Source organism: Pelagibacterium sp., from assembly GCF_048264985.1.
Taxonomy (GTDB): domain Bacteria; phylum Pseudomonadota; class Alphaproteobacteria; order Rhizobiales; family Devosiaceae; genus Pelagibacterium.
On sequence record NZ_JBLXCL010000004.1, the window covers coordinates 104,330 to 126,355 of the forward strand.

At 58.3% G+C, this 22,026-nt stretch carries 21 protein-coding genes; 5 read left to right on the forward strand and 16 right to left on the reverse strand.

The genetic code is table 11. From position 1 onward, the window contains the following. Positions 1 to 4 precede the first annotated feature (4 nt). A complete protein-coding gene (gene rpmF, locus ACN0TA_RS13380; protein WP_417583730.1) occupies positions 5 to 187 on the reverse strand; it encodes a 50S ribosomal protein L32 in 183 nt (60 codons plus the stop codon). A 247-nt stretch (positions 188 to 434) separates the two neighbouring features. Continuing rightward, the gene (locus ACN0TA_RS13385; RefSeq protein ID WP_417583732.1) at positions 435 to 1,148 is read right to left on the reverse strand and encodes a transglycosylase domain-containing protein; all 714 of its coding nucleotides are present in this window, start codon (positions 1,146 to 1,148) and stop codon (positions 435 to 437) included. Positions 1,149 to 1,220: 72 nt separating this feature from the next. On the opposite strand from ACN0TA_RS13385, the gene ACN0TA_RS13390 reads away from it, so the two are divergent. Both ACN0TA_RS13390 and ACN0TA_RS13395 read left to right on the forward strand, forming a co-directional pair. After that, positions 1,221 to 2,111 (forward strand): polyprenyl synthetase family protein, encoded by an 891-nt coding sequence (locus tag ACN0TA_RS13390; RefSeq protein ID WP_417583734.1) that lies wholly within the window; start codon positions 1,221 to 1,223, stop codon positions 2,109 to 2,111. Next, on the forward strand, positions 2,108 to 2,671 hold the full coding sequence (locus ACN0TA_RS13395) for a GNAT family N-acetyltransferase (RefSeq protein WP_417583736.1): 564 nt from the start codon (positions 2,108 to 2,110) through the stop codon (positions 2,669 to 2,671). The genes ACN0TA_RS13390 and ACN0TA_RS13395 overlap by 4 nt, the downstream gene beginning before the upstream one ends. 96 nt (positions 2,672 to 2,767) lie before the next feature. Here the strand turns inward: ACN0TA_RS13395 and ispG are convergent, their stop codons facing one another. Continuing rightward, complete coding sequence (gene ispG / locus ACN0TA_RS13400; RefSeq protein WP_417583738.1) at positions 2,768 to 4,012, reverse strand: flavodoxin-dependent (E)-4-hydroxy-3-methylbut-2-enyl-diphosphate synthase; 1,245 nt, start codon at positions 4,010 to 4,012, stop codon at positions 2,768 to 2,770. A gap of 85 nt (positions 4,013 to 4,097) precedes the next feature. Between ispG and ACN0TA_RS13405 the strand changes: the two genes are divergently transcribed. Then, entirely contained in the window at positions 4,098 to 4,439 is a 342-nt protein-coding gene (locus tag ACN0TA_RS13405) for a YkvA family protein (protein ID WP_417583740.1), read from the forward strand. 79 nt (positions 4,440 to 4,518) lie between these two features. Then, the gene (locus tag ACN0TA_RS13410; protein ID WP_417583742.1) at positions 4,519 to 4,677 is read left to right on the forward strand and encodes a DUF3309 family protein; all 159 of its coding nucleotides are present in this window, start codon (positions 4,519 to 4,521) and stop codon (positions 4,675 to 4,677) included. A gap of 154 nt (positions 4,678 to 4,831) precedes the next feature. On the opposite strand, the gene pyc is transcribed toward ACN0TA_RS13410, so the two are convergent. From pyc to ACN0TA_RS13430, 4 genes are all read right to left on the reverse strand, one after another. Continuing rightward, positions 4,832 to 8,272, reverse strand: coding sequence for a pyruvate carboxylase (gene pyc / locus ACN0TA_RS13415; RefSeq protein ID WP_417583744.1), 3,441 nt, complete (start codon positions 8,270 to 8,272; stop codon positions 4,832 to 4,834). 135 nt (positions 8,273 to 8,407) lie between these two features. Continuing rightward, positions 8,408 to 8,830: a TIGR01244 family sulfur transferase gene (locus ACN0TA_RS13420; protein WP_417583746.1), complete on the reverse strand. Its 423-nt coding sequence runs from the start codon at positions 8,828 to 8,830 to the stop codon at positions 8,408 to 8,410. Between the two features lie 87 nt (positions 8,831 to 8,917). After that, on the reverse strand, positions 8,918 to 10,447 hold the full coding sequence (locus ACN0TA_RS13425) for a putative bifunctional diguanylate cyclase/phosphodiesterase (RefSeq protein WP_417583748.1): 1,530 nt from the start codon (positions 10,445 to 10,447) through the stop codon (positions 8,918 to 8,920). A gap of 198 nt (positions 10,448 to 10,645) precedes the next feature. Next, the gene (locus ACN0TA_RS13430) at positions 10,646 to 11,716 is read right to left on the reverse strand and encodes a glycine betaine ABC transporter substrate-binding protein (protein ID WP_417583750.1); all 1,071 of its coding nucleotides are present in this window, start codon (positions 11,714 to 11,716) and stop codon (positions 10,646 to 10,648) included. Between the two features lie 247 nt (positions 11,717 to 11,963). Between ACN0TA_RS13430 and ACN0TA_RS13435 the strand changes: the two genes are divergently transcribed. After that, entirely contained in the window at positions 11,964 to 13,172 is a 1,209-nt protein-coding gene (locus tag ACN0TA_RS13435) for an ABC transporter substrate-binding protein (RefSeq protein WP_417583752.1), read from the forward strand. A gap of 383 nt (positions 13,173 to 13,555) precedes the next feature. Here ACN0TA_RS13435 and ACN0TA_RS13440 read toward each other — a convergent pair whose 3' ends face one another. The 9 genes from ACN0TA_RS13440 to ACN0TA_RS13480 form a co-directional block, all read right to left on the reverse strand. Next, complete coding sequence (locus ACN0TA_RS13440) at positions 13,556 to 14,839, reverse strand: branched-chain amino acid ABC transporter permease (RefSeq protein ID WP_417583754.1); 1,284 nt, start codon at positions 14,837 to 14,839, stop codon at positions 13,556 to 13,558. Further along, complete coding sequence (locus ACN0TA_RS13445) at positions 14,836 to 15,834, reverse strand: branched-chain amino acid ABC transporter permease (RefSeq protein WP_417583756.1); 999 nt, start codon at positions 15,832 to 15,834, stop codon at positions 14,836 to 14,838. Before ACN0TA_RS13445 ends, ACN0TA_RS13440 begins: the two co-directional genes overlap by 4 nt. Positions 15,835 to 15,905: 71 nt before the next feature. After that, complete coding sequence (locus ACN0TA_RS13450) at positions 15,906 to 16,610, reverse strand: ABC transporter ATP-binding protein (protein ID WP_417583758.1); 705 nt, start codon at positions 16,608 to 16,610, stop codon at positions 15,906 to 15,908. Next, on the reverse strand, positions 16,607 to 17,392 hold the full coding sequence (locus ACN0TA_RS13455; RefSeq protein ID WP_417583760.1) for an ABC transporter ATP-binding protein: 786 nt from the start codon (positions 17,390 to 17,392) through the stop codon (positions 16,607 to 16,609). Before ACN0TA_RS13455 ends, ACN0TA_RS13450 begins: the two co-directional genes overlap by 4 nt. 96 nt (positions 17,393 to 17,488) lie before the next feature. Further along, positions 17,489 to 17,857, reverse strand: a complete 369-nt coding sequence (locus ACN0TA_RS13460; protein ID WP_417583762.1) for a methylglyoxal synthase — start codon at positions 17,855 to 17,857, stop codon at positions 17,489 to 17,491. 133 nt (positions 17,858 to 17,990) lie between these two features. Beyond that, the gene (locus tag ACN0TA_RS13465; protein ID WP_014132207.1) at positions 17,991 to 18,380 is read right to left on the reverse strand and encodes a response regulator; all 390 of its coding nucleotides are present in this window, start codon (positions 18,378 to 18,380) and stop codon (positions 17,991 to 17,993) included. Positions 18,381 to 18,471: 91 nt separating this feature from the next. Further along, positions 18,472 to 19,521, reverse strand: a complete 1,050-nt coding sequence (locus ACN0TA_RS13470; RefSeq protein WP_417583765.1) for a protein-glutamate methylesterase/protein-glutamine glutaminase — start codon at positions 19,519 to 19,521, stop codon at positions 18,472 to 18,474. Next, the gene (locus tag ACN0TA_RS13475) at positions 19,518 to 20,378 is read right to left on the reverse strand and encodes a CheR family methyltransferase (protein ID WP_417583767.1); all 861 of its coding nucleotides are present in this window, start codon (positions 20,376 to 20,378) and stop codon (positions 19,518 to 19,520) included. Before ACN0TA_RS13475 ends, ACN0TA_RS13470 begins: the two co-directional genes overlap by 4 nt. A 59-nt stretch (positions 20,379 to 20,437) precedes the next feature. Beyond that, positions 20,438 to 21,961, reverse strand: a complete 1,524-nt coding sequence (locus ACN0TA_RS13480; protein WP_417583769.1) for a methyl-accepting chemotaxis protein — start codon at positions 21,959 to 21,961, stop codon at positions 20,438 to 20,440. Positions 21,962 to 22,026 lie beyond the last annotated feature (65 nt).

Sequence of the window (22,026 nt, forward strand, 5' to 3'; positions counted from 1 at the left end):
AGGATCAGTTGCCCTTGGGCTCCATGATCTGACGACCGCGATACATGCCGGACTTGAGGTCCACATGATGCGGGCGACGAAGCTCGCCGCTGTCTTTGTCTTCAACATACGCTGCGCCTTTGAGCGCATCTGCCGAACGGCGGAACCCGCGCTTCATCGGCGTCGTCTTCCTTTTGGGGACTGCCATTTGACTACTCCATTTTCATGCTGCGCAACCTGCGGAGACAATATAATCCTGCCGCGCCGGTCACGCTAAAACCGTCATACCCTATCGGGATCGTGGCGCTCTATACAGGATCGCTAGGGGCTTGGCTAGAGTGCGGCAATGAAAAGTTGAAGACTTTTGCAGCGCAAGCCCAGGGGAAACTGGGCTTTGAGCGTAAAACGCATTCGCCAGCCGGCCCTTGAAAGCCCAACCGATCAATGAGCTCATTCTAGAGTGCGGGCGCGCCATCGAAAAGGCAATTGGCATGGGATGAAAATCGCTGCGCTCGCCCCTCTACGATTCCGGCGACACGTATCAGTCCGGTTGTGGGATTTCCCGGGCGGCGAACATGGGGATTGGGAAGCGTTACTGTCATGAGCGCCGCCCGCTGCCATGAGAAACTTTCAGCGCTCGTGCCGAACGCCGCCTGCGCTCCGGCCTCAATGCCAAACTCTCCATTTGGTCCCCATTCGGCGATGTTGAGGTAAATTTCCATGATCCTGCGCTTGGGCAAGACCAGATCGATATAGATGGCCAGAGGCACTTCCAGGCCCTTGCGCACAACAGATCGCGAGTTGTTGAGGAACAGGTTCCGCGCCACCTGCATGGTGATCGTGGACGCACCTCGAGCCTCGCGGCCGGCCAGAAAATTGTCGATCTCCGCCCTTAGCGCACTGGCATCTATGCCATGATGCGTGCAGAATTGCCCGTCCTCGGACAAAACAACGCTTGTCTTGAGCCTGTCGGAAATCTCATCGAGATCGCGCCAGATGCGTGTGACCGGCTGCCCCGCGACGAAACGCCCGATCATCAGCGTTGAAACCGGCGGCACCACCCAGTAGATCGGCACAAGCACCAAAGGAATGGCCACAAGCGCAGCCACCAGCAACAGCGGCAGAACTATCCAGAATTTCCAGCCCCGCTTTTTCCGTCGTCCGGCCAACTTCAATCCCTTGGTTCAATCGGCAACGAGCGCGCTTGTAGAATGGACATGGAGGCTTTAGCAAATCTTGCCATGAGCGATGACCAATTCGATTCTCAGCTTGCCGACAGCGCCCGGGATACCGAAGCGTTCCTGGCCGCCCACCTTGGGGCGCTCGCGGCGCCCCAACGCCTTGTCGCGGCGATGAACCATGGTGCCCTCAACGGAGGCAAGCGCTTACGGCCCTTCCTTGTTCGCCTTTCGGCGGCGCTTTTTGACGTTCCGCACGATAGGAGCATGGCGGCCGGCGCAGCTCTCGAAATGGTCCACTGCTACTCCCTTGTCCATGACGATCTGCCCGATATGGACAATGACGAGCTTCGCCGCGGCAAACCCACGGTTTGGAAGGCGTTTGATCCCGCAATGGCCATCCTCGCTGGCGATGCACTTCTGACAGAGGCCCTTGCACTTCTGGCATCGCCCCAAACACATCATGACCCTGCGGTAAGGGCCGAACTTGTGTTAGCCCTAGCGCGTGCTGCAGGTCCGATTGGGATGGTCGGCGGTCAGGTGGTCGACATCGAAGGCGAAACCACGCCGCTCGATGAGGCTGGGATTTTAACGATGCAGTCGATGAAGACAGGCGCATTGATCCGAGCGAGTGTCGAATTTGGTGCGATCCTGGGCAGCGCCAGCGATGAGCAACGCGCTGGATTGGCGCATTACGGTGCGCAGGCGGGGCTGGCCTTTCAATTGGCAGATGACATTCTCGATGTCACGGCGACTTCGGATGCCCTGGGCAAAACCGCAGGCAAGGACATCGCTCAGAACAAGTCCACAATCATCGCCCGGCGCGGTCTGGATGCGGCCCGCACAATGCTTTCAGAAACTGTCGAGGACGGCGTCAATGCGCTCGCTATTTTCGGACCGAAAGCGGACCCTATGCGCGCCCTCATTCGTCATTTTGCGGAGCGCAAGAATTGATACCTAATCTGCCCACAAATCTACCCCCCGTTCCCGTCCTGCACACCGAACGCCTGGTGTTGCGTGGTCATACCGCCTCCGATTTCGCTGACGTCCACGCCTTGTGGAGCGATCCGCAGGTTGTTGAATTCATCACCGGAAAGCCATCTACCCAGTTGGAAAGCCAGGTGCGCCTGCTGCGCTATATCGGCCACTGGGCCGCCTATGGTTTCGGGTATTGGCATGTGGAGGAAAAACACACAGGCGATAGCGTAGGCGATGTGGGGTTTGGCGCGCTCAAACGCGATATGACACCCCCAGTTTCGGGCGAGCCTGAAATCGGCTGGGTGCTTGCCACACGCCACCACGGCAAGGGCTATGCTACCGAAGCTGCCCGTGCGGTTCTTGGCTGGGGCGACAAACATTTCGGGTCTACAGGGACGTTTTGCATATTCCATCCCGACAATTTGGGATCAATCCGTGTCGGCGAAAAGCTAGGCTTCACATTCAGCCATACCGCTCAGTATATGGGCGGCGACACACCGGTCTACGTGCGACAGGCCGGCCGGGAAAAGCGCTAGAGGCTGGTTGCCATGGAAATGGCCTAGGGCGGGCGCTTGGCCCGGCCAGCAGATTGCCCTACCCGGCTTTAGGTATGACGCCCGTCTCGCCCTTGTTCACTCCGCGGCCGGTTTGGCCCGTCCCGTCCCGAATCGGCTCTCGATGTAGTCGGCAACCATGCGCTTGAACTGATCGGCAACGTCGGCCCCTTTAAGGGTCGTCACCTTCTGGCCCTCAATGAAGACCGGCGCCGAAGGCGTTTCCCCGGTGCCGGGCAGCGAAATGCCGATGTCGGCGTGTTTGGATTCCCCTGGCCCGTTGACGATGCAGCCCATCACCGCCACGCTCATAGCCTCAACGCCTGGATATTTTTCGCGCCACTCGGGCATCGAAGTCGACAAATGGTCCTGGATGTCCTTGGCCAGCGTTTGGAAGGTCGTCGACGTGGTCCGCCCGCAACCTGGGCATGCCGCGACAACAGGAACAAACTGTCTAAACCCCATGGTTTGCAGCAATTCCTGCGCGACCTTGACCTCTAGCGTCCTATCGCCCCCCGGTTCGGGTGTTAGCGATATGCGGATCGTGTCACCGATACCCTGCTGGAGCAGTATACCCAGAGCTGCCGACGACGCGACGATACCCTTTGAGCCCATTCCCGCCTCGGTCAGGCCCAGATGAAGCGCGTAGTCGCAGCGTGTTGCGAGCTCCTGATATACTGAAATCAACTGCTGGACGTCAGACACCTTGGTCGACAGGATGATCTTGTCGCGCCCCATGCCAAGCTCTTCAGCCCGTTCGGCGGAAAGGATCGCTGAGCGGATAATGGCTTCACGCTGGACATGTGCGGCGCTCCAGGGTTCGACGCGGGCAGCGTTCTCATCCATGAGCACCGTCAGCAAGTCCTGGTCCAGCGAGCCCCAATTGACTCCGATCCGCACAGGCTTCTCATAGCGGTTGGCAATCTCGATCATCTGGGAAAACTGCCTGTCGCGCTTATCCTTAAAGCCCACATTGCCCGGATTGATGCGGTATTTGGCCAGGGCCTCGGCGCAGGCAGGATGATCGGCCAGAAGCGTGTGCCCGATATAGTGGAAATCACCCACCAGCGGCACGTCAATGCCGCGCACCATCAACCGATCGCGAATATGGGGGACAGCGGCAGCTGCTTCGTCACGGTCGACAGTAATACGTACAATCTCAGAGCCGGCGCGGGCCAGCGCCGCAACCTGGCGGACCGTGGAATCGATATCGGCGGTATCGGTATTGGTCATCGACTGGACGACGATGGGGTTTCCCCCGCCGACCGTGACGCCGCCGACATCGACACCGACTGTGTTTTTGCGCTGTGCTGGACCTGACATGACCCGTACTCTTTGTTGTCGTCGCACACATAAGCCTTCGCACAGATCAGCGCAATGTTACGTCAGTGCGACGAAGCGGCCTTGAATGGCCAGCAACCCTCCCTATCTAAAATTGATGATAAAGAACCTCGCTTCCCTCATGCTGCCTCGCTTCCTGCGGTTTCGCAAGGAAGCCCTGTTGCTCTGGAAGGCCTTCTGGTCGCCGGGCACGCCGCTTTATCTCAAGTTCGCGACCGTTGCGGCCGCGGCCTACCTTGTTTGGCCAGTCGATCTGATTACCGATTTTATCCCGATCCTGGGCTGGGTCGACGATATCATCTTGGTGCCGTTGCTTGTGAGCTGGATAGTTTCGCGACTGCCCGTGCCTGTTCCAGCCCGGGCTCGCCGCGACGGGCCGACAATTGACGGAACAGCGCGCCGAATCTGAAACGACCCGACTGCGGGAACCATTTGCCCCTCACGAAAGTTCTATAGGCCATAATGGTCACTGTGAGGGAATTTGAAAAATGGGCCTTTCGACAATCCTGATTATAATTTTGGTTTTGCTTCTGATCGGCGCACTGCCCACCTGGGGTTATTCTCGCGCCTGGGGTTACGGCCCCACTGGTATTCTCGGTGTCATTCTTGTCGTCATCCTCATCTTGATGTTGATGGGTACGATCTAGATTTTTAGCGGCGGCCCGCGCATCCTTTCCGGTGCGGGTCGCGTCTTTCGGGACTTTCCCGAACTTCTATGATTGATCTCCTTCCCATGCTTTCTGGGCGGCCCGGGTTCTCCGCGCCGCCTTTTTTTGGGGGCCTTCGTTAGCCCCGACCGGCTCATTCGATCCGGATCAGCAGGTCCTTGGCATCGATCTGATCGCCGGGCTTGACCAGCACTTCAGCCACGGCGCCGCTGGTTTCAGCATGCAAAGCGGTTTCCATCTTCATTGCCTCGATCGAGAGCAACACATCGCCAGCTTCAACCGACTGGCCAACCTTGACCGCAAGTGACGAAATCACACCCGGCATCGGCGCGCCAACTTGTTTGGCATCGCCGGCGGCGGCCTTGGGGCGCGCGACGATGTCGCCGGCCTTGAGACGATCGGGTACGGCAACCGCACGCGGCTGGCCATTTAGATCGAAGAACACCCTGACCATGCCTTTTTCATTGGTTTCCGACTGGCCGAGAAACTGAACTACCATCGTCTTGCCCTTTTCCAGATCGACGAGAATCTCGTCGGCTGGATCCAGACCATAGAAATAGACAGGGGTAGGCAGCACTTCGGTTGGCCCGTAAAGGTCCTGCGCTTTGGCAAACTCGGTGAAGACCTTTGGATACATAAGGTATGAAGCCAAGCGGAAATCGTCGATATCCATGCCCGACGCTTCCTCGGCATTCTTGCGCTCAGCTTCAAGATCAGCCGGGGCAAGCCCTTTGCCGGGGCGTTCGGTCATTGTCGGTTTGCCCTTAAGGACCTTGGCTTGCAATGCCGCTGGAAATCCGCCCGTAGGTTGGCCCAGATCGCCCGCGAAGAACCCGATCACGGAGTCGGGAAACGAAACATCCTTGTCCGGGTTCTCCACGTCAGCCCGCTTGAGGCCCGAGGAGACCATTGCCAACGCCATATCGCCAACCACCTTTGATGAGGGCGTTACTTTGACAATATCGCCGAACATCTGGTTCACGTCGGCATAGGTCTGGGCAACTTCGTGCCAGCGGGTTTCCAGCCCCATTGAACGCGCCTGTTCCTTGAGGTTAGTAAACTGGCCGCCTGGCATCTCGTGAAGATAAACTTCCGAAGCCCCGCCCTTGAGGTCGCTCTCGAAGGCTCGGTACTGCGTCCTTACGGCCTCCCAGTAAAACGAGATCTCCCGGATTGCCTTGGGCGAAAGGTTGGGATCGCGCTCAGTGCCCTCAAGTGCGGCAACAAGCGAGCCAAGCGTAGGCTGGCTGGTAGTCCCCGAAAACGAGTCCATTGCCGCATCCACAGCGTCCACGCCGGCCTCGCATGCTGCAAGAACGGTTGCCGCAGATGCCCCGGAGGTATCGTGGGTATGGAAATGGATGGGTAGACCGATTTCTTCCTTGAGGGTCGCAAACAGCTTTTTTGCAGCCGGCGCTTTCATGACCCCGGCCATGTCTTTGATGCCCAGGACGTGCGCGCCCGCTGCCTCGAGTTCCTTGGCAAGCCCCACATAGTATTTGAGGTCATACTTTGCCCGGTCAGGATCGAGCATATCGCCTGTGTAGCAAACGACGCCTTCGCAAACCTTGCCGCTGTCGATTACCGCGTCCATGGCGACACGCATGTTTTCAACCCAGTTGAGGCAATCGAACACCCTGAAGATGTCGATGCCGCCTTCGGCGGCCTTTTTGACAAAGAACTGCACAACGTTGTCGGGGTAGTTTGTGTATCCCACGCCGTTGGCGCCACGCAGCAGCATCTGTGTCAGAATATTGGGCGCGCCCTCGCGGATCTTTGTCAGCCGCTCCCATGGGTCTTCGTTCAGGAATCGCATGGACACGTCGAAAGTCGCACCGCCCCAGCATTCGAGCGAGAACAGGTTCGGCAGTCCCCGGCTATAGGCTTTGGCGATTTTGTCCATGTCAAAGGTGCGCATGCGCGTCGCCAGCAGGCTCTGATGTCCATCACGCATTGTCGTATCGGTAAATAGAACCCGGCTTTGCGCCTTCATCCAGTCGGCAAGCCCCTTGGCGCCATCGCGATCGAGAATTTGTCGGCTGCCCTCAACGACAGAGAGCTGCGGGTATTCTGGCACCACTGGCGCTGCGGCATTGGCCGGGGGCCGAGGCCGGTCACGTACTTCGGGATGCCCATTGACCGTAACATCGGCAATATAGGTCAAAAGCTTGGTCGCCCGGTCCTTGCGCTTTTCGATATCGAAAAGCTCCGGCGTCGTATCGATGAACCGCGTCGTGTAGGTGTTATCTCGGAAACTGGGGTGCGAGATAATATTTTCGAGAAACGCCAGATTTGTCGACACCCCACGAATACGGAACTCCCGCAGCGCGCGATCCATCCGGGCAATAGCCTCTTCCGGTGTCGGCGCCCAGCAGGTCACCTTTTCCAAAAGCGGGTCATAGAACCGCGTTATGATCGCGCCCGAATATGCGGTCCCACCATCAAGGCGCACACCGAATCCCGTGGCCCCACGATAGGCGGTGATCCGGCCATAATCGGGAATGAAGTTTTCTTCCGGATCTTCGGTCGTCACCCGGCACTGGAGGGCATGGCCGTGCAATACAATGTCTTTTTGCTCGGGCACGCCCGATTGCGGCGACCCGATCACGGCCCCGTCCATGACCTTGATCTGCGCTTTGACGATATCGATACCTGTCACTTCCTCGGTCACTGTATGCTCGACCTGGATGCGCGGATTGACTTCGATGAAATAGAACGCGTCGGTCTGGGCATCCATTAGAAATTCGACAGTGCCAGCACAGCGATACCGCGCTTCATTGCCCAGCTTGAGCGCCGCGTCGGTCAAAGCTTTGCGGGTAGCTTCCGAAAGATAAGGCGCCGGTGCTCGCTCGACCACTTTCTGGTTACGCCGTTGCACCGAACAATCCCGTTCGAACAGATGTACGAGGTTTCCGTGATCGTCGCCAAGAAGTTGAACTTCGACATGGCGCGCCTTTTCGACAAGTTTCTCGAGATACATCTCGTCCTTGCCGAAGGCCGCCTTGGCCTCGCGCTTGCCTTCGGAAACTTCCGATCGCAATTGTTTGGGGTCGGTAATGCGCCGCATGCCGCGACCGCCCCCGCCCCAGCTTGCCTTTAGCATCAGCGGATACCCGATCGCGTCGGCCATCTTCGCCACTTCGTCGAGATCGTCCGGCAAAGGTTCGGTCGCCGGCACCACCGGGACACCCGCCTTGATCGCCATGTTGCGCGCAGCAACCTTGTTACCCAGGTCGCGCATTGTCTGCGCCTTGGGCCCGATAAAGATGATCCCTGCATCCTCGCAGGCATCGGCAAACTCTGGGCTTTCCGAAAGCAGGCCGTAGCCGGGATGGATTGCGTCGGCGCCAGAAATTCGCGCCACGCGAATATACTCATCGATCTGCAGATACGCTTCAACCGGCCCCTTGCCCTGACCGATCAGGTAGGCCTCATCGGCCTTGAAACGATGCAGCGCCAACTTGTCTTCTTCAGCAAAGACCGCAACCGTTTTCAGTCCAAGCTCATTGGCGGCGCGGAACACGCGGATCGCAATCTCGGAGCGGTTGGCGACGAGTATCTTCTTGATGGCCATGGACTGGGAGACCCCCTGCTTGCCGGTTGCCGGGCGCATCGGGACACGCGCCCGCAGAACGTTTTGCCGTCACTAAAACCAGCCAGAATATGGCCGGAAAAAACTGTCAAAGGGAAAGCCCCACCGACCGGGCGGTCAGGAGATGGGCTTGTCCAGGTGCGCAGCCAGATGGCTCATGTCATAGCCAGCCTTGGCAGCTGAATCGATGATTGAACCCGATGTGTCATTGCCAGCCTGGCTAAGGGCCCAGAGCGTCGTCGATCGCGTGCCCGAGCGACAAAATGCAAAGACGGGTCCCTCGCTCTGTTCGAGCGCAGTTCGCGTTGCAGCCACCATATCGGGTGTCACACCCTCGCGCCCCATCGGAATATCATAATAGCCAAGACCCGCAGCCTGCGCCGCTGATGCAATTTCTGCGCTTGTGGGTTGATCTGGTGCTTCGCCGTCGGGCCGGTTGTTGATGATCGAGACAAAGCCCGCCTGTTTTATCGTTTCGACATCTTTCGGCAGGATCTGCCCCGAAACACTCACGCGGTCATTTATCTTTCTGATATCCAATCCCGGTCTCCCTGACGTCGATAAGTTCCCATCACTTGTCGCACTTATAGCCATCAAGTCCGCTCATGCGCAACATAGCCATCTCGGTTAGGCTGCTTGGACCGCGCCGGTCTGTGCAGCGATCTCGGCGCCAAGGGAAAGCGGACGGCCAAGCAGAAAGCCCTGAAACCCCGTACATCCCAAGTCGAGGAGAGCGGCATGCTGCTCAGGGGTTTCCACACCTTCGGCGATCACATCGACCCCCAGGCTCTGGGCAATCTTGCAGATCGATTCAACGATCATGGAATCCACAGGCCGCGAGGTGATCTCGGCAACATAGACCCTGTCGATTTTCAATATGTCGAACGAGAGGTCACGCAAATAGCCAAGACTCGCATGCCCTGCTCCGAAGTCGTCAACGGCGATAAGCACGCCCAAAGCTCGCAGAAATTCGAGATTCTTTCGTTCGGTCGAATTCTTGTGCAACGGAGCTGTCTCGGTGATTTCGACGATAAAGCGTGCGCCCAAAAGCCCGGCAGCGGCAATCTCCTCAGCAAATCGCGCAGCATAATCGGGTTGGCGCAACTCGGCCGCCGAAACGTTTATCGCGACCATTTCGGTCGGAAGCCTTGCAACATCGCTGCACACCCGCCGCAACACCCACTGCCCAAGCTTGGCGATCAGGTCCGACTGTTCGGCGATCGGGACGAAAACACCGGGCGAGATCATACCGCGCACCGAATGTCGCCAGCGAACCAGCGCTTCCACCGAACGCTTCCGACCGTCTCGCCCGAATACGGGCTGATAGTGAACCTCGAGTTCGTCCATCAGGATTGCTGCGCGCAATTCGCGCTCGATAAACCGCTGGTAGCGTTCCTCGCTCAGCAATTCCCGTTCAAAGGCAATCACCTGTCCCCGCCCGCCATTCTTGCCCTTGTAAAGCGCAAGATCCGCCTTGGAAATCAGCGTATCTGCGTCACCGGCGTCGGCTGGCGCGATAGCGATACCCATGGTGGCAGACAGCCGCACATCGCGTCCCGCCAGCGGCCCAGGCCGATCAAGCGCTTCAAGCACCCGCTCCCCAACGCGCTTCAAGGCGGCTTTGGAGCTAACCCCGGTCAGGGCCAAGGCAAATTCATCCCCGCCAAGCCGCCCGATCACGGCGCCCGGAACAAGCTCCTGAAGGGTTCGCACCAGCCGAACCAAAGCCTGGTCGCCTGTAGCATGGCCCGATCCGTCATTGATGGCCTTGAGGTGGTCCATGTCGATTTGCATGTAGGCGACAGGCATCCTCTCGGCCGCGCGGACCATTTCACGCAATTGGTCGAGAAAATACTTTCGGTTGAAAGCACCGGTCAGTGCATCGCGATTGAGCGAAGCGATCAATTCGCACCGCCTTGTCTCGGCAATTACCAACGCTCTGCGTAGCGAAAAATACCCCCAGACGACGATGGACATGAGCGCCAAGCCGCTCCCGACGACAATCGGCAGCACTAAGCTTTCATGGCCCACCCCGAACCATCGCGCCACAATCGCCTCACTCGCCGCAAAGACAATAAGGCAGCCGGCGGCGCCAGCACCGAGAGCTGTGCCGCGATAAACGGCAAGTATGTTGTCGAGTGAGAGTTCAGTACGCATGTTGGCCGTGACCGATTGTTCGGCCAGACACTACGAACCCCGCTTTAATGCGAAGTGAACAAGACAAAAATTATTTCCATGAAATCAACAGCTTAACAGACCAAAAGATCAAAAACCGGTCAAACGCTCAGTGTCTGCTTGCTTTGTTACAGTCGTGCGACAATGTCGTCTCTCATCACGGCCATGGTTAGCAATGCCTTATTGGTCCGCCTCGTTCTCTCCGTCATCGCCGACCCAGTTCTGCCAGATATCACGCCCGGTGATGAGAAAATGCTGCGCAACCGCGTCCGGGCCGGCCTCGTTCTCGGCCTGCCAAGCCAGCAGACGATTCATTTCAGGCAATGGCATCGACGCTTTTGCAAAGTAATCGGCAACATCGGGGGTATCGGAAAAGACCCATTCAGCGACAGCGATCACCACACTGTCTGGCGCAAACCCCGAACTGCCGAACGGCACACAGTCACGGATCGCCATGCACTGCGCGTTGCCAGCATCGAAACCGCCCATGTCGAGCGGTACCAGATCGAGCCGATCGATGATCGCATTGGGCTGCCAGTAATAGGTGAGCACGGGCTGCCGCTGACTGACGGCATCCGTCAGAGCCCCGTCCATTGCAAAACGATCGAGCGGTTCGACGATATCGAAGCGCTCACCCAATCCGAGCCCCGCAGCCATGTTCTTGTTGATGATCGCGCACGCCCAGTCCGACGGGCAAGAATGAAACTCGGCTCTGCTCTCGCCTTCTGGCGCAAACACTTGCCAATGATCGAGGATGTCGCTTGTGGCCTCAAGGCCGGAATTGTTTGCGATGACGTAAGATGGCACGAACCAGGCTTCGAGCGGCCCGTCTGCAAAAGCAGGGGCAGCCGCTCTGGCGCTGCGCGCCTGCATCGCCCCATTCCACACCTCGGCCTGCCGCGACACCCAGAGTTCGGGCGCCACTGCCGGTTGCTGGGTGGTTGCCATCGAGGACAATGTTGCGTCCGGTTCACCAGGCACTAAGCGAACTGAACATTGATACTCTACACGCAGCAATGTGGCATGAATATTGGCAAGGATGGCTGCCGACGGCCATCCCATCTCCGCAATCGTTATGTCCGCAGTGCCACATGGCGTTGACGGCTCGGTCTCGGCAACCGGGCTAGCCTCGACCGAGGGTGCCACATCGACCGGCTCGCCTCCGCCGATCGCATCGAGGACCTGTATCTGCGCCAACGCGCCGACCGGCGCTATGCCAAGCGCCAAAGCCGAGATAATGACGATATTCATGCGCATCGGCTGTCCCGGCCTCCTTGGATTGGGGAAACAACGATAACTCGCAAAAGCCTGTCGGTTAAGCAACTGCAGCCCCTCGAAAATTCGATTCAATATCTGGTGACTCCATAAACTGTCCTGTGCAATGGTACCGTCCGGAACGGGTCCAGAGACTGGGCCTTTTCCTGTTGGGCTGTCCGGACCGAGAGATCGCCAAGCGGCACGGGAGGGGCACGGCACGAACAAACTCTTGAGGGATATCATGCGTCATATCAAAAAATCTTTGACCCTTGCGGTCGCTGCAGGCGTTCTGTCCGCTGCATCGCCAGCCGTCGCACAAGACGTCACGCTCGGCTTCATGGGCGGCTTTACCGGCCCCATCGAAAGCCTTGCACCCCCCATATTTTCTGGCGCCGAACTGGCTGTCGAACAGATCAACGAACAAGGTGGGATCCTCGATGGCGGCACACTCGTGCTGGTCTCAGCCGATGGCGCCTGCGACGCGACAGCAGCAGCCAACGCCACCGACCGTTTGGTCAACACCGATCAGGTCACAGCTATTGTTGGCGGGCTTTGCACCGGTGAAACCATTGGCGGCGCCAACTCCGCTGCCATCCCCGGCGGCGTCGTCATGATTTCGCCCGCCTCCACGGCCCCGGCCCTGACAAGCCTTGAGGACAATGATCTTGTCTTCCGCACCACCCCGTCCGACGCCTTCCAGGGCCAAAAACTTGCCGAGCTGCTGCTCTCCAAGGACATCACCGAAATCGCGCTGACTTATGTCAACAATGATTACGGTTCGGGTTTTGCCACCGCTGTCGCTGAAGCCTATGAAGCCGGTGGCGGCACAATCGCAGCCAATCTGGCGCATGAAGACGGCAAGGCAGACTACCGTGCCGAGCTTGGCAACCTGGCATCCTCGGGCGCCGAGACCCTTGTAGTCCTTGCCTATGCCAACTCCTCGGGGCAGACAATCTTGCGCCAGGCTCTTGAGTCGGGCAACTTCCTCACCTTCGCTGGCGGTGACGGCATGGTCGGCAGCGACCTGTTCACCGGCATCGATGCAGGCAGCGTTGAAGGCATGATTGCCACGCGCGCCGGTGCGTTCGAAGGTGAAAGCGCCACGATTTACGCAGACCTGGCAACGGCCGCTGGCCTGACACCGAACGATGTGTATGCTCCTCAGTCCTACGACGCGGCTTTCCTTTTGGCGCTGGCCATTGAAAAGAACGGGTCAGGCGGCCGCGAAGGCCTATCCGCCGCGCTGCGCGAAGTCTCTTCGGCTCCGGGCGAAACCATCCTTCCGGGTGAATGGGAAAAAGCCAAGGAGCTCATCGCAGCTGGTACCGACATCGATTACCAGGGCGCTGGCGGCGACCTTGATTTTGACGATGCAGGCGATGTTGACGGCGTGATCGTCGAATTGACAGTTGAAGGCGGCGAGTTCGTCGAAGTCGGCGTCATCGAGTAATCAGCTCAGAACGGCACTGAAAGGCCCGGGAGCGATCCCGGGCCTTTTTTCTTGCCGCATGGAGAAAAGATCGAACGACCCAATCACCGAAAAAAGACAATTTCGGTCAGTAACTACGTCTTCATTCTCATTGGACTTTAGCGCTCCCCGTGGCTGATCGCTGCATGGTTCATCGCACGAAAGCACATGTCGTCAGTGCCAGACGCCTTCAGGACCGATTATGCAATGCAAATGCGCGCAGTCGCCGTCGCTCCTGCGCAACGCGCGGCATCTACCTTGCCAATCAGCACATCCCTCTCACAAAACCGACTTCGCTTTCGCCATGGTCACGGGCGGAGGGGCAGGTCCGAAAGAAAGAGCCGCCCCAAGCGACGGCCTTTGCTTTAGCTTGTGCGTTTGATGTTTTCTGGCAGCAAACCCTTGGGCGCAAACCTCAGGGCAATGGTCACCACGAGTCCGAGCACGAAAATGCGCATTTGCACGGCGCGGGTTTCGATATCAGGGATTTCACCCCAACCGATTGCCGAAGACCAATTGCTCAGTGTACCGAATAGACCAGTCGCCAGCTGCTCGGACAACATCCATACAATGTAGATAAACAGTCCGCCAAACAGCGCCCCGAAATTGTTGCCGGCGCCACCCACGATCAACATCACCCAGATAATGAAGGTGTGATTGATAGGTTGATAGCTCGAGGGATCATAGATCCCGACGAATGAAACGAGGATCGCCCCGCCGATGCCCATCAGCACCGAGCCAAATACAAATATCTCCAGCTGCCGACCTGTCACATCCTTGCCCATCGACGCTGCCGAGATGTGATTGTCGCGGATGGCGCGCATCATGCGGCCCCACGGTCCTTGATAGGCTCTGTGGATCAAAAATAGCGCGATGATCACGATCACGACGACCAGCGCCAGAAAACCACCGCGCGCATAAACGAAACTGTCGGTAATCGATGCGCCTTGCGCCTGATAATATTGCGGATTGGGCACTGGCCAGGGAATTGGCGACACCGTCAGCGTACCACGCGTCAGCCATTCCATGTTGCGGATCACGGCCCGCAGGATTTCAGCAATCCCGATAGTGGCGATGGCAAGATAATCTGCCCGCAGCCCCAGGCTAACCTTGCCGACCAGAAAGCCGACAAGCCCAGCCAGAATCCCTCCGAAGGCCCAACCCAAAATGACCGGGAGCCCCAGTCCGCCGACCCACCCTGCGGTTGAGGTGATCGTATTGGCCGCCGGATCCATCTGTGAACGGAATATCACATAGGCGGCAAACCAAGCGAGAACGATGACCGCCCCGCGCCATTTGCCTGTGATCCCCCACCGTTGCACCTTATGGGCAAAGAAGATGATGACCGCACCGATGGCTGCGGCAATTGCCGTGCGTCCCAGAAGCGCCGGGCCCTCGGATTGCCAGAACAATTCGTTGACCGGAAACGAGATGAAGGTGACGGCAAAACCACCCACCATCAGCATGCCCAGAATGCCAAAATTGAACAGTCCGCCAAAACCCCATTGGATATTGAGACCCATGGCGATCAGCGCGAAGGCGAAGGCCTCAACCATCAAGCGCACTGTAAAAGGGGTGCCCATCATCACACCCACGAACACGATCAGTGCAAAAAGTCCGGCAAACAGTCCGATATAACGCACGGTCATGTCGAAGCTCCCTTGAAGATGCCGGTGGGTCGAACCAGAAGGACGACGACGAGTATCAGGAAGGCCACGGTGAGCTTGTATTCAGACTGCACCAGCGTCAACGAACTGGGAATATCGAACCACAAGATATCGCGGAACGGTCGCAGCAACACCGACCAGTTGAACACAGCCAGCGTTTCGGCAAATCCCAGCACGAATCCACCTGCGATCGCTCCATAGGCATGCCCCAGCCCACCCAGAATGGCCGCGGCAAATATCGGCAGGACAATATTGAAGGCGAGGTCAGGTTTGAGCGTTACGTCAAGCGCCAGCATGGTCCCTGCAAGGCACGCCAACGCGCCCGCGATCACCCACGTGACCCGTACGACGAGCTTGGTATTGATGCCCGAAACTTTGGCGAGGTCAGGATTGTCGGCCATCGCGCGCATGCCCTTGCCCAGTCGCGAGCGGGTGAGAAAATAATGGAGTGCGATCACTGCAATCGCCGTTGAGAGCACCAGCCAGATCTGCGGCTCGGTGAATGTGATCGGCCGCGTCACGCCCTCAAAAGGCAATTCGATGCGGAATATCTGCTTGGGCTCTGTGTCAAAGAACGAACGCGTTTCCACGCCGAAAAACAGTCGGATCAACCCCTGGATCATCATCGTCACGCCGATCGAGGCGATCAACAGTGTCACGGGCTTGGCTCCCCTTGCGCGCAGAGGCGCATAAAATCCCTTGTCGATCCCCAGCGCCAGTCCCGCCGCCAGCACCATGGCCAGCGGGACGACCAGCACCCCGATTGGGATGGGCGTCACGACCCCCATCGTCGCCAGCGCTCCGGCCAGAACAAAGGTGATGAACGCGCCCATCGTCATCATGTCGCCATGAGCGAAATGGGCAAACCGCAGGATGCCGAAGATCAGGGTTACCCCAACGGCGCCCAGCGCGTAGATCGAGCCGAGCACCACTCCGCCGATCACCGCCTGATTGAAGAAAAAGATCAGATCATTCATGTTCTTTTTGTCCTCGTCGCGCGACCGTAGCACAAAGCCGGTTGCCGGATTTGCAGGTCTCGCTCCCCGGGCTACCCCCCAAGAAAGCTCTTGGCCACATCCGGATCGTCAAGCAGTTCCTGCCCGGTTCCGGTGAACCTGTTCTGTCCACTGGTCAAAACGAACCCCTTGGTCGCGAACGCAAGCGCCTGACGCGCGTTTTGTTCGACCATCAGGATGCCCACGCCAGCGGCGTTGATTTTGACAACTTGCTCGAAGATTTCCATCATGTAGCGCGGCGAAAGGCCTGCGGATGGCTCATCGAGCATCAAGAGCTTGGGCTGGCTCATAAGGGCCCGCCCCATAGCCACCATCTGGCGCTGGCCGCCCGACAACTCCCCCGCAGGCTGTTTGCGCTTTGCCTTGAGATCGGGAAACATCTCATAGACCATATCAAGGCTGTCCGAGATGTTGTCGCGCCGCACGAATGCGCCCATTTCGAAATTCTCGTGTACCGACATCGAGGTGAAAACGTTGTGCTCCTGGGGAACAAACGACAGCCCCATCGGAACCAGGCTGTCGGCCTCGAAATTGGTAACGTCCTGCCCGTCGAACGTGACTGTGCCGCCGGTAACGGTCAAAAGCCCGAAGATAGCCTTCAACGTCGTTGATTTGCCTGCCCCATTGGGCCCAACGATAACCCCGATATCGGACGCATCGATCGCCATACTGACGCCATTCAGAATCGGCGCGCCGCCATAACCCGCTATAATGTCTTTAAGGTCGATCAGGCTCATTGCACGGCCTCCACAGGACCGCCGAAATAGGCCTCGACGATCATGGGGTTGGCGCGCAGCTCTTCCATGTTGCCCTTGGCGATTACTTCGCCCTGCGCCATCACGATCACCGGATCGCAAAGCCGTGCAATCAGGTCCATGTCGTGCTCGATGACAAAGAATGTGTAGCCGAGCTCTTTATTCATGCGCTCGATGTTGCCGGCCAGATCGTTGAGCAGTGTCTTGTTGACTCCCGCTGCAACTTCATCGAGCAACACGATCTTGGCGTCGACCATCATCGTGCGGCCGAGTTCGAGCAGCTTTTTCTGTCCGCCCGACAGGTTGCCCGCCAGCTCGTTCTTGACGTGACCGAGCTTTAGAAAATCGATGACATCGAGTGCCTTCTGACGCACTTCGGTTTCGCGCGCTGCGGACTTGCCCGGCTTGAACCAGAGATTGGCCAGGCTTTCGCCAGGTTGATCGCCAGGGACCATCATAAGGTTCTCTAGCGCCGTCATCTGGGAAAACTCATGGGCAATCTGGAATGTCCGCAACATGCCCCGGCCGAACAATTGGTGCGGTTTGAGCCCCGTGATGTCCTGGCCGTCGAAAATGATCTGCCCGCTTGTGGGCGCAAAATTACCAGCTACCATATTGAACAGGGTGGATTTTCCCGCCCCATTCGGCCCGATCAACCCCGTGATCGACCCCCGCTCGACTTCGAGCGAGCAATTGGAAACAGCCAGAAGTCCGCCGAACCGTTTTGAAACGGAACGCACCTCGATTACCGCGTCAAACGCCACGCTTGTGCTCTGCCCCTGATTTTCGTGTTGAACCGACTGGCCAAAAGCCCCAAAAAAAGATGCGGCATCTGGTCACAACAGCGCCTTTCGGTCAACTCAAAGCGCTGCCAAAACGGCTTCAGCTGTGGACTTGTTGTAAGCGACGGGGATGTCATAAAGCGTCGCCAGCCGGGTTAGAGCCTTCACATCGACATCGTGCGGCAGTGCACTCATCGGGTCGATGAAAAAGATCAGGGCGTCGAGCCGCCCTTCCGCGATCATAGCGCCGATTTGCGCATCGCCCCCCAAAGGTCCACTTTTCAGCGCCAACACCTCAAGTCCTGTCGCCGCAGCGACGCGCCCTCCTGTCGTCCCAGTCCCCACCAGCGTGAACTGGCTCAATCGCGCCTTGTGCCCAGTGGCAAAGGCGACCATATCGTCCTTTTTTTCGTCATGGGCCACCAGCCCGATTGTCTTATGATCCATGACCACTCCAGGAAAAGCACAGTTCTTTAGTACAACCACGCAAGCGTCCGGATGCCAAGACCGGTGTGCTCCACACCTGGCACGCAAAAGGGCGCCCTATTGGACGCCCCTGCGGATGTGATTGCGGAATCGCTCAGCTCAGCGCGCCGATAACCGCCTCAATGCGTTTTTTCATGGTGCCAGCATCGTAGGGCTTGATGATGTAGTTGTTTACGCCGCTTTCGATGGCTTCCTTGACCTGCTCCTTGTCCGAGCGCCCAGTGGCCATAATGAATGGCATGCCCTGCGTACGCGGATGCTTGCGGATCACCTTGAGCAGTGTCAGTCCGTCCACGTCATCCATGTTCCAATCGGAAATGATGAGATCGACACTGGTTTTTTCAAGCTTGGTAAGTGCGTCGCGACCTGATTTGGCCTCGACGATATCCTTGAACCCAAGCTGAGTGAGGATGTATTTGCAGATGCCCCGCATAGACTGCTGGTCATCCACGATGAGAACGCTGACAGCGCTGGCCTTTGGCATGGATTCTCCGCCTTGATATCCCGGTCTTCTTCCGGAGTGGTCAGTCTGCAAAACTAGGCGACAACAGTTACAATAATCTCAATACAAAGGCTCAAGCTGCAGCCCTGACCTTCATCAATGCAGCAACCAGTCGGCCGGCGATCTTTTCGACTGGCGCTTCCTCGATCACGGCGCCCAGTTCGAATGCAGCTTTGGGCATTCCATAGATGAGTGCCGAGCCCTGCGACTGGCCGATAGTAAAGGCGCCGGCATCGCGCATCGCCTTCATGCCCAGCGCTCCATCGCGTCCCATGCCCGTAAGGATGGCCCCGACGGCCATTGGGCCGACAACTTTTGCAACCGATGCAAAAAGTACGTCCACACTTGGCCGATGCCCCGATGTCACCTCATCCTGAGTGACCCGGCATTTCAGCTGGCCAGATGACTTCTCGACGCGCAGATGGAAATCACCGGGCGCGACATAGGCCGTCCCACGCTCAAGCACCATGCGGTCGGCGGCTTCGACCACGCGCACCGGCATCAGTTCATTGAGCCGCGCTGCAAACCGGGCGGTGAACCCCTTGGGCATGTGCTGGGCGATGACGATTGGTGGACAATCAAGAGGCATGGAAGACAGCACCTGGCGAATTGCCTCCACGCCACCCGTTGATGCTCCGATTGCAATCAGAGCACCCTCTGGCGCAGCTGCCGTCTTGAGCGGCAGGTCCGGCGCCGGCGCGCGATGAGCCCGGGCCTGCACATCGGACTGCGCGGCAAAGCGCACCTTCTCACGCAAAGTCGATCCGAACGCTTCAAGCCCGCCCACCATGTCTGCGCCAGGCTTGGCGACAAAATCGACAGCTCCCAGTTCCAGCGCGAGCATGGTTTCAGAAGCGCCTTTGGTGGTCAGCGTCGAGACCATTACAACCGGCAATGGCCGCAAGCGCATGATCTTTTGCAAAAAGGCCAGCCCGTTCATGTTGGGCATTTCGATATCAAGCGTCACGACGTCCGGGTTGAGCGCCTTGATCTTGTCGCGCGCGTCGAGCGGATCATTTGCGGTGCCCACCACAGTAATGTCGCCCTCTTGAGACAGAGTTTTGGAAAGAACGTCTCGAATGAGCGCCGAATCGTCGACAACAAGGACCCTTATATTGCTCATGCTGCATCCTTTGCGTCGGCATTGGCCTTGCGTCTATAGACCGTCTTGCCAACCAGCTTGAAACCTTTGGAAACGGCCTGGAGATTCTCCGAATGGCCGATATAGAGAAACCCATCCGGCGCCAGGACCTGTCCGAGCCGGTCGAACAACATGCCTTGGGTCGGCTTGTCGAAGTAGATGGCCACGTTCCTGCAGAAAATCGCGTCGAACGGCCCGCTGACCGGCCAGGGTTCGATAAGATTGAGCAGCTTGAACGTCACAAGCTCGTGGGCAGCGCGCGGAATGGCGACTTCGCCCGGCCCTGCCTTTTCGAATAGGGCACTCCGTTGCGCGGAAAGCCCGTTAAGCTCGCTTGCCGGATAGATCCCTGTGGCCGCCTTTGCCACGACATTGGAATCGATGTCAGTAGCAAGGATACGAAAATCCCAGCGTTTGAGTTCAGGAAACGCTGAAAGAAGACTCAATGCGATTGTGTAAGGCTCTTGCCCGGTCGAGCAGCCCGCCGACCAGATGCGCAAACGTGGCTTGCCCACTTTGGTTATCCGCTGGGGCTTGGCAACCAACCCTGCAACATGGCTGACGAGATGATCGAAATGATGATCTTCGCGGAAGAACCGCGTCAGGTTGGTTGTTAACGCATTAACGAAGTCCTGATCGTCCTCAGCCCGGCCGCGTGTATCGAGAAAGTCGATGTATGCGTCAAAGCTGGCCAGAGAGAGCCCACGCACCACTTTGGAAAGCCGCGACACGACCAGCGTGCGCTTGGCATCCGAAAGCGAGATGCCCGCCACGCGATAGACGCGTTCGCGTATCCGCGAGAACTCTCTCTCGCTCAGCGGAAATTCACAATTGTCCATACCAGTTCCGACTCCCCAATGCCGGTCGGCGCCCCTGAAAATATCTAGGCTGTGCCGGCTTAGTGCCCTGCCGGCCGCGCTTTGAGCGCCTCGGCTTGTTGTTTTGCCCGATCACCGATCAAATCGACATCCGAGCGCGCTGCTGCCAGTGCCTCTTCGCCGCTTGCAAGACTGGCGCCGATCATGGCCGTCTCCTCACTTAAATTCAGTAAATGTGTGCTGACGACACCAATTGTTTCTGCCAATGCCTGAGCGCCTTGTGCGCCAGCGTCGACTTCTCCCAGACCGGTCTTGACCAATGCCCTGATATCCTTGGATGTCCTGGCGCTCGCTTGCGCCAGTTCCCGCACTTCACTGGCCACCACGGCAAAGCCAGCCCCCTTTTCCCCGGCGCGCGCCGCTTCCACCGCGGCGTTGAGCGCGAGAAGATTTGTGCGAAAAGCCACCTCTTCGATACTGGCGACAAGTGTATCGATCTGCCCTACAAGACCGGTGACAGCAGCAACGCGCTCGCTCGTCACCTCCGCAGATGCCCTGGCCTTCTCGAAATCGGCCCTGAGCCCGTTTGTACCCGCTGCGGTTCGGCCGACCAGCGACCTGCCAGTATCGATCTCGCTGCGCGCCGTCTCCATATGAGCACGGGCGTCACTGGCCGATTGCGTCAGGGTCTGCGCCGCCTCCCGGCAAACTTCGACCAACCCGCCTACTTTCTCCAGCCGCTCCCGCGCCCGACGGTGCAAATCGAGAGCGTTCTCGCGTTCGGTGTCGATGTTTTCCATCTGGCGCGCCAACCCCGATATCCGCGCCGACAGACCGTCATTTGCGCCGTCCCGGTCCAACGGCTCGCCTTGCGCCAGTGCATCGAGCCGAGCTGCCGCCTGGTCGAGCGTTGCAAGGCCGCAATTGACAAGTTCAAATTCAGGCACCTCGTCAACAAGGTCCGACCCAATCCGGTATCCGGTTCGCCCACCGGCCAGTGTCTGGCCGATTTCATCAAGAATGTGCGCTGGGACAACGCGTCCTGGACGGTCAAATTCAATGAGCCAACGATCCGGCGCAAGCGGGCTGACCATCGCCATATGGCGTTGCCCCGATAGCGCAACAGCATGACTTTGACGGTTGACGTCGAGCGCGACCGCGACCCCCAGCAGGGCGGCGGCGGTGTCGGTCTCTGCACATTCCGGCGCAAGCGCGGTCAGCCCTGCGCTCATTTTGACGATACTGCCCTGCCCATCGACAAGCATGGCTGGTCGCGCAAGCGTCTCAAAAGCCGTACAATAAGTCATTGCCCGTTCGAGCCTCAGACACAGATTGGCGGTAATTGTGCGCATATGTTCGATTTCGGCGCTTTTGCCGATCGGCCCGCTGCCCACCGCCTCGCCAAGCGCCGAAAGTACACGGCGCTGCGCCCGATCAGCAAAGATTGCGCTGGCAAAACTCACGAGCATTGCGGCAACCCAGACGCCGCTCACCGCGAGCGGCCACCATGATTGCGCGGAAAAATTGACGGCCAGACACACACACACCGCCAGTGTGGCCGACCAGAGCGCTAGCAATGCGGAAACGAGGCGGGTTCGAGCCAAGGGACTGCCGAATAATCAAATGCGTTGCGTCACCCTAAGAGCGTATGGTTAACGCTTGGTGAGCG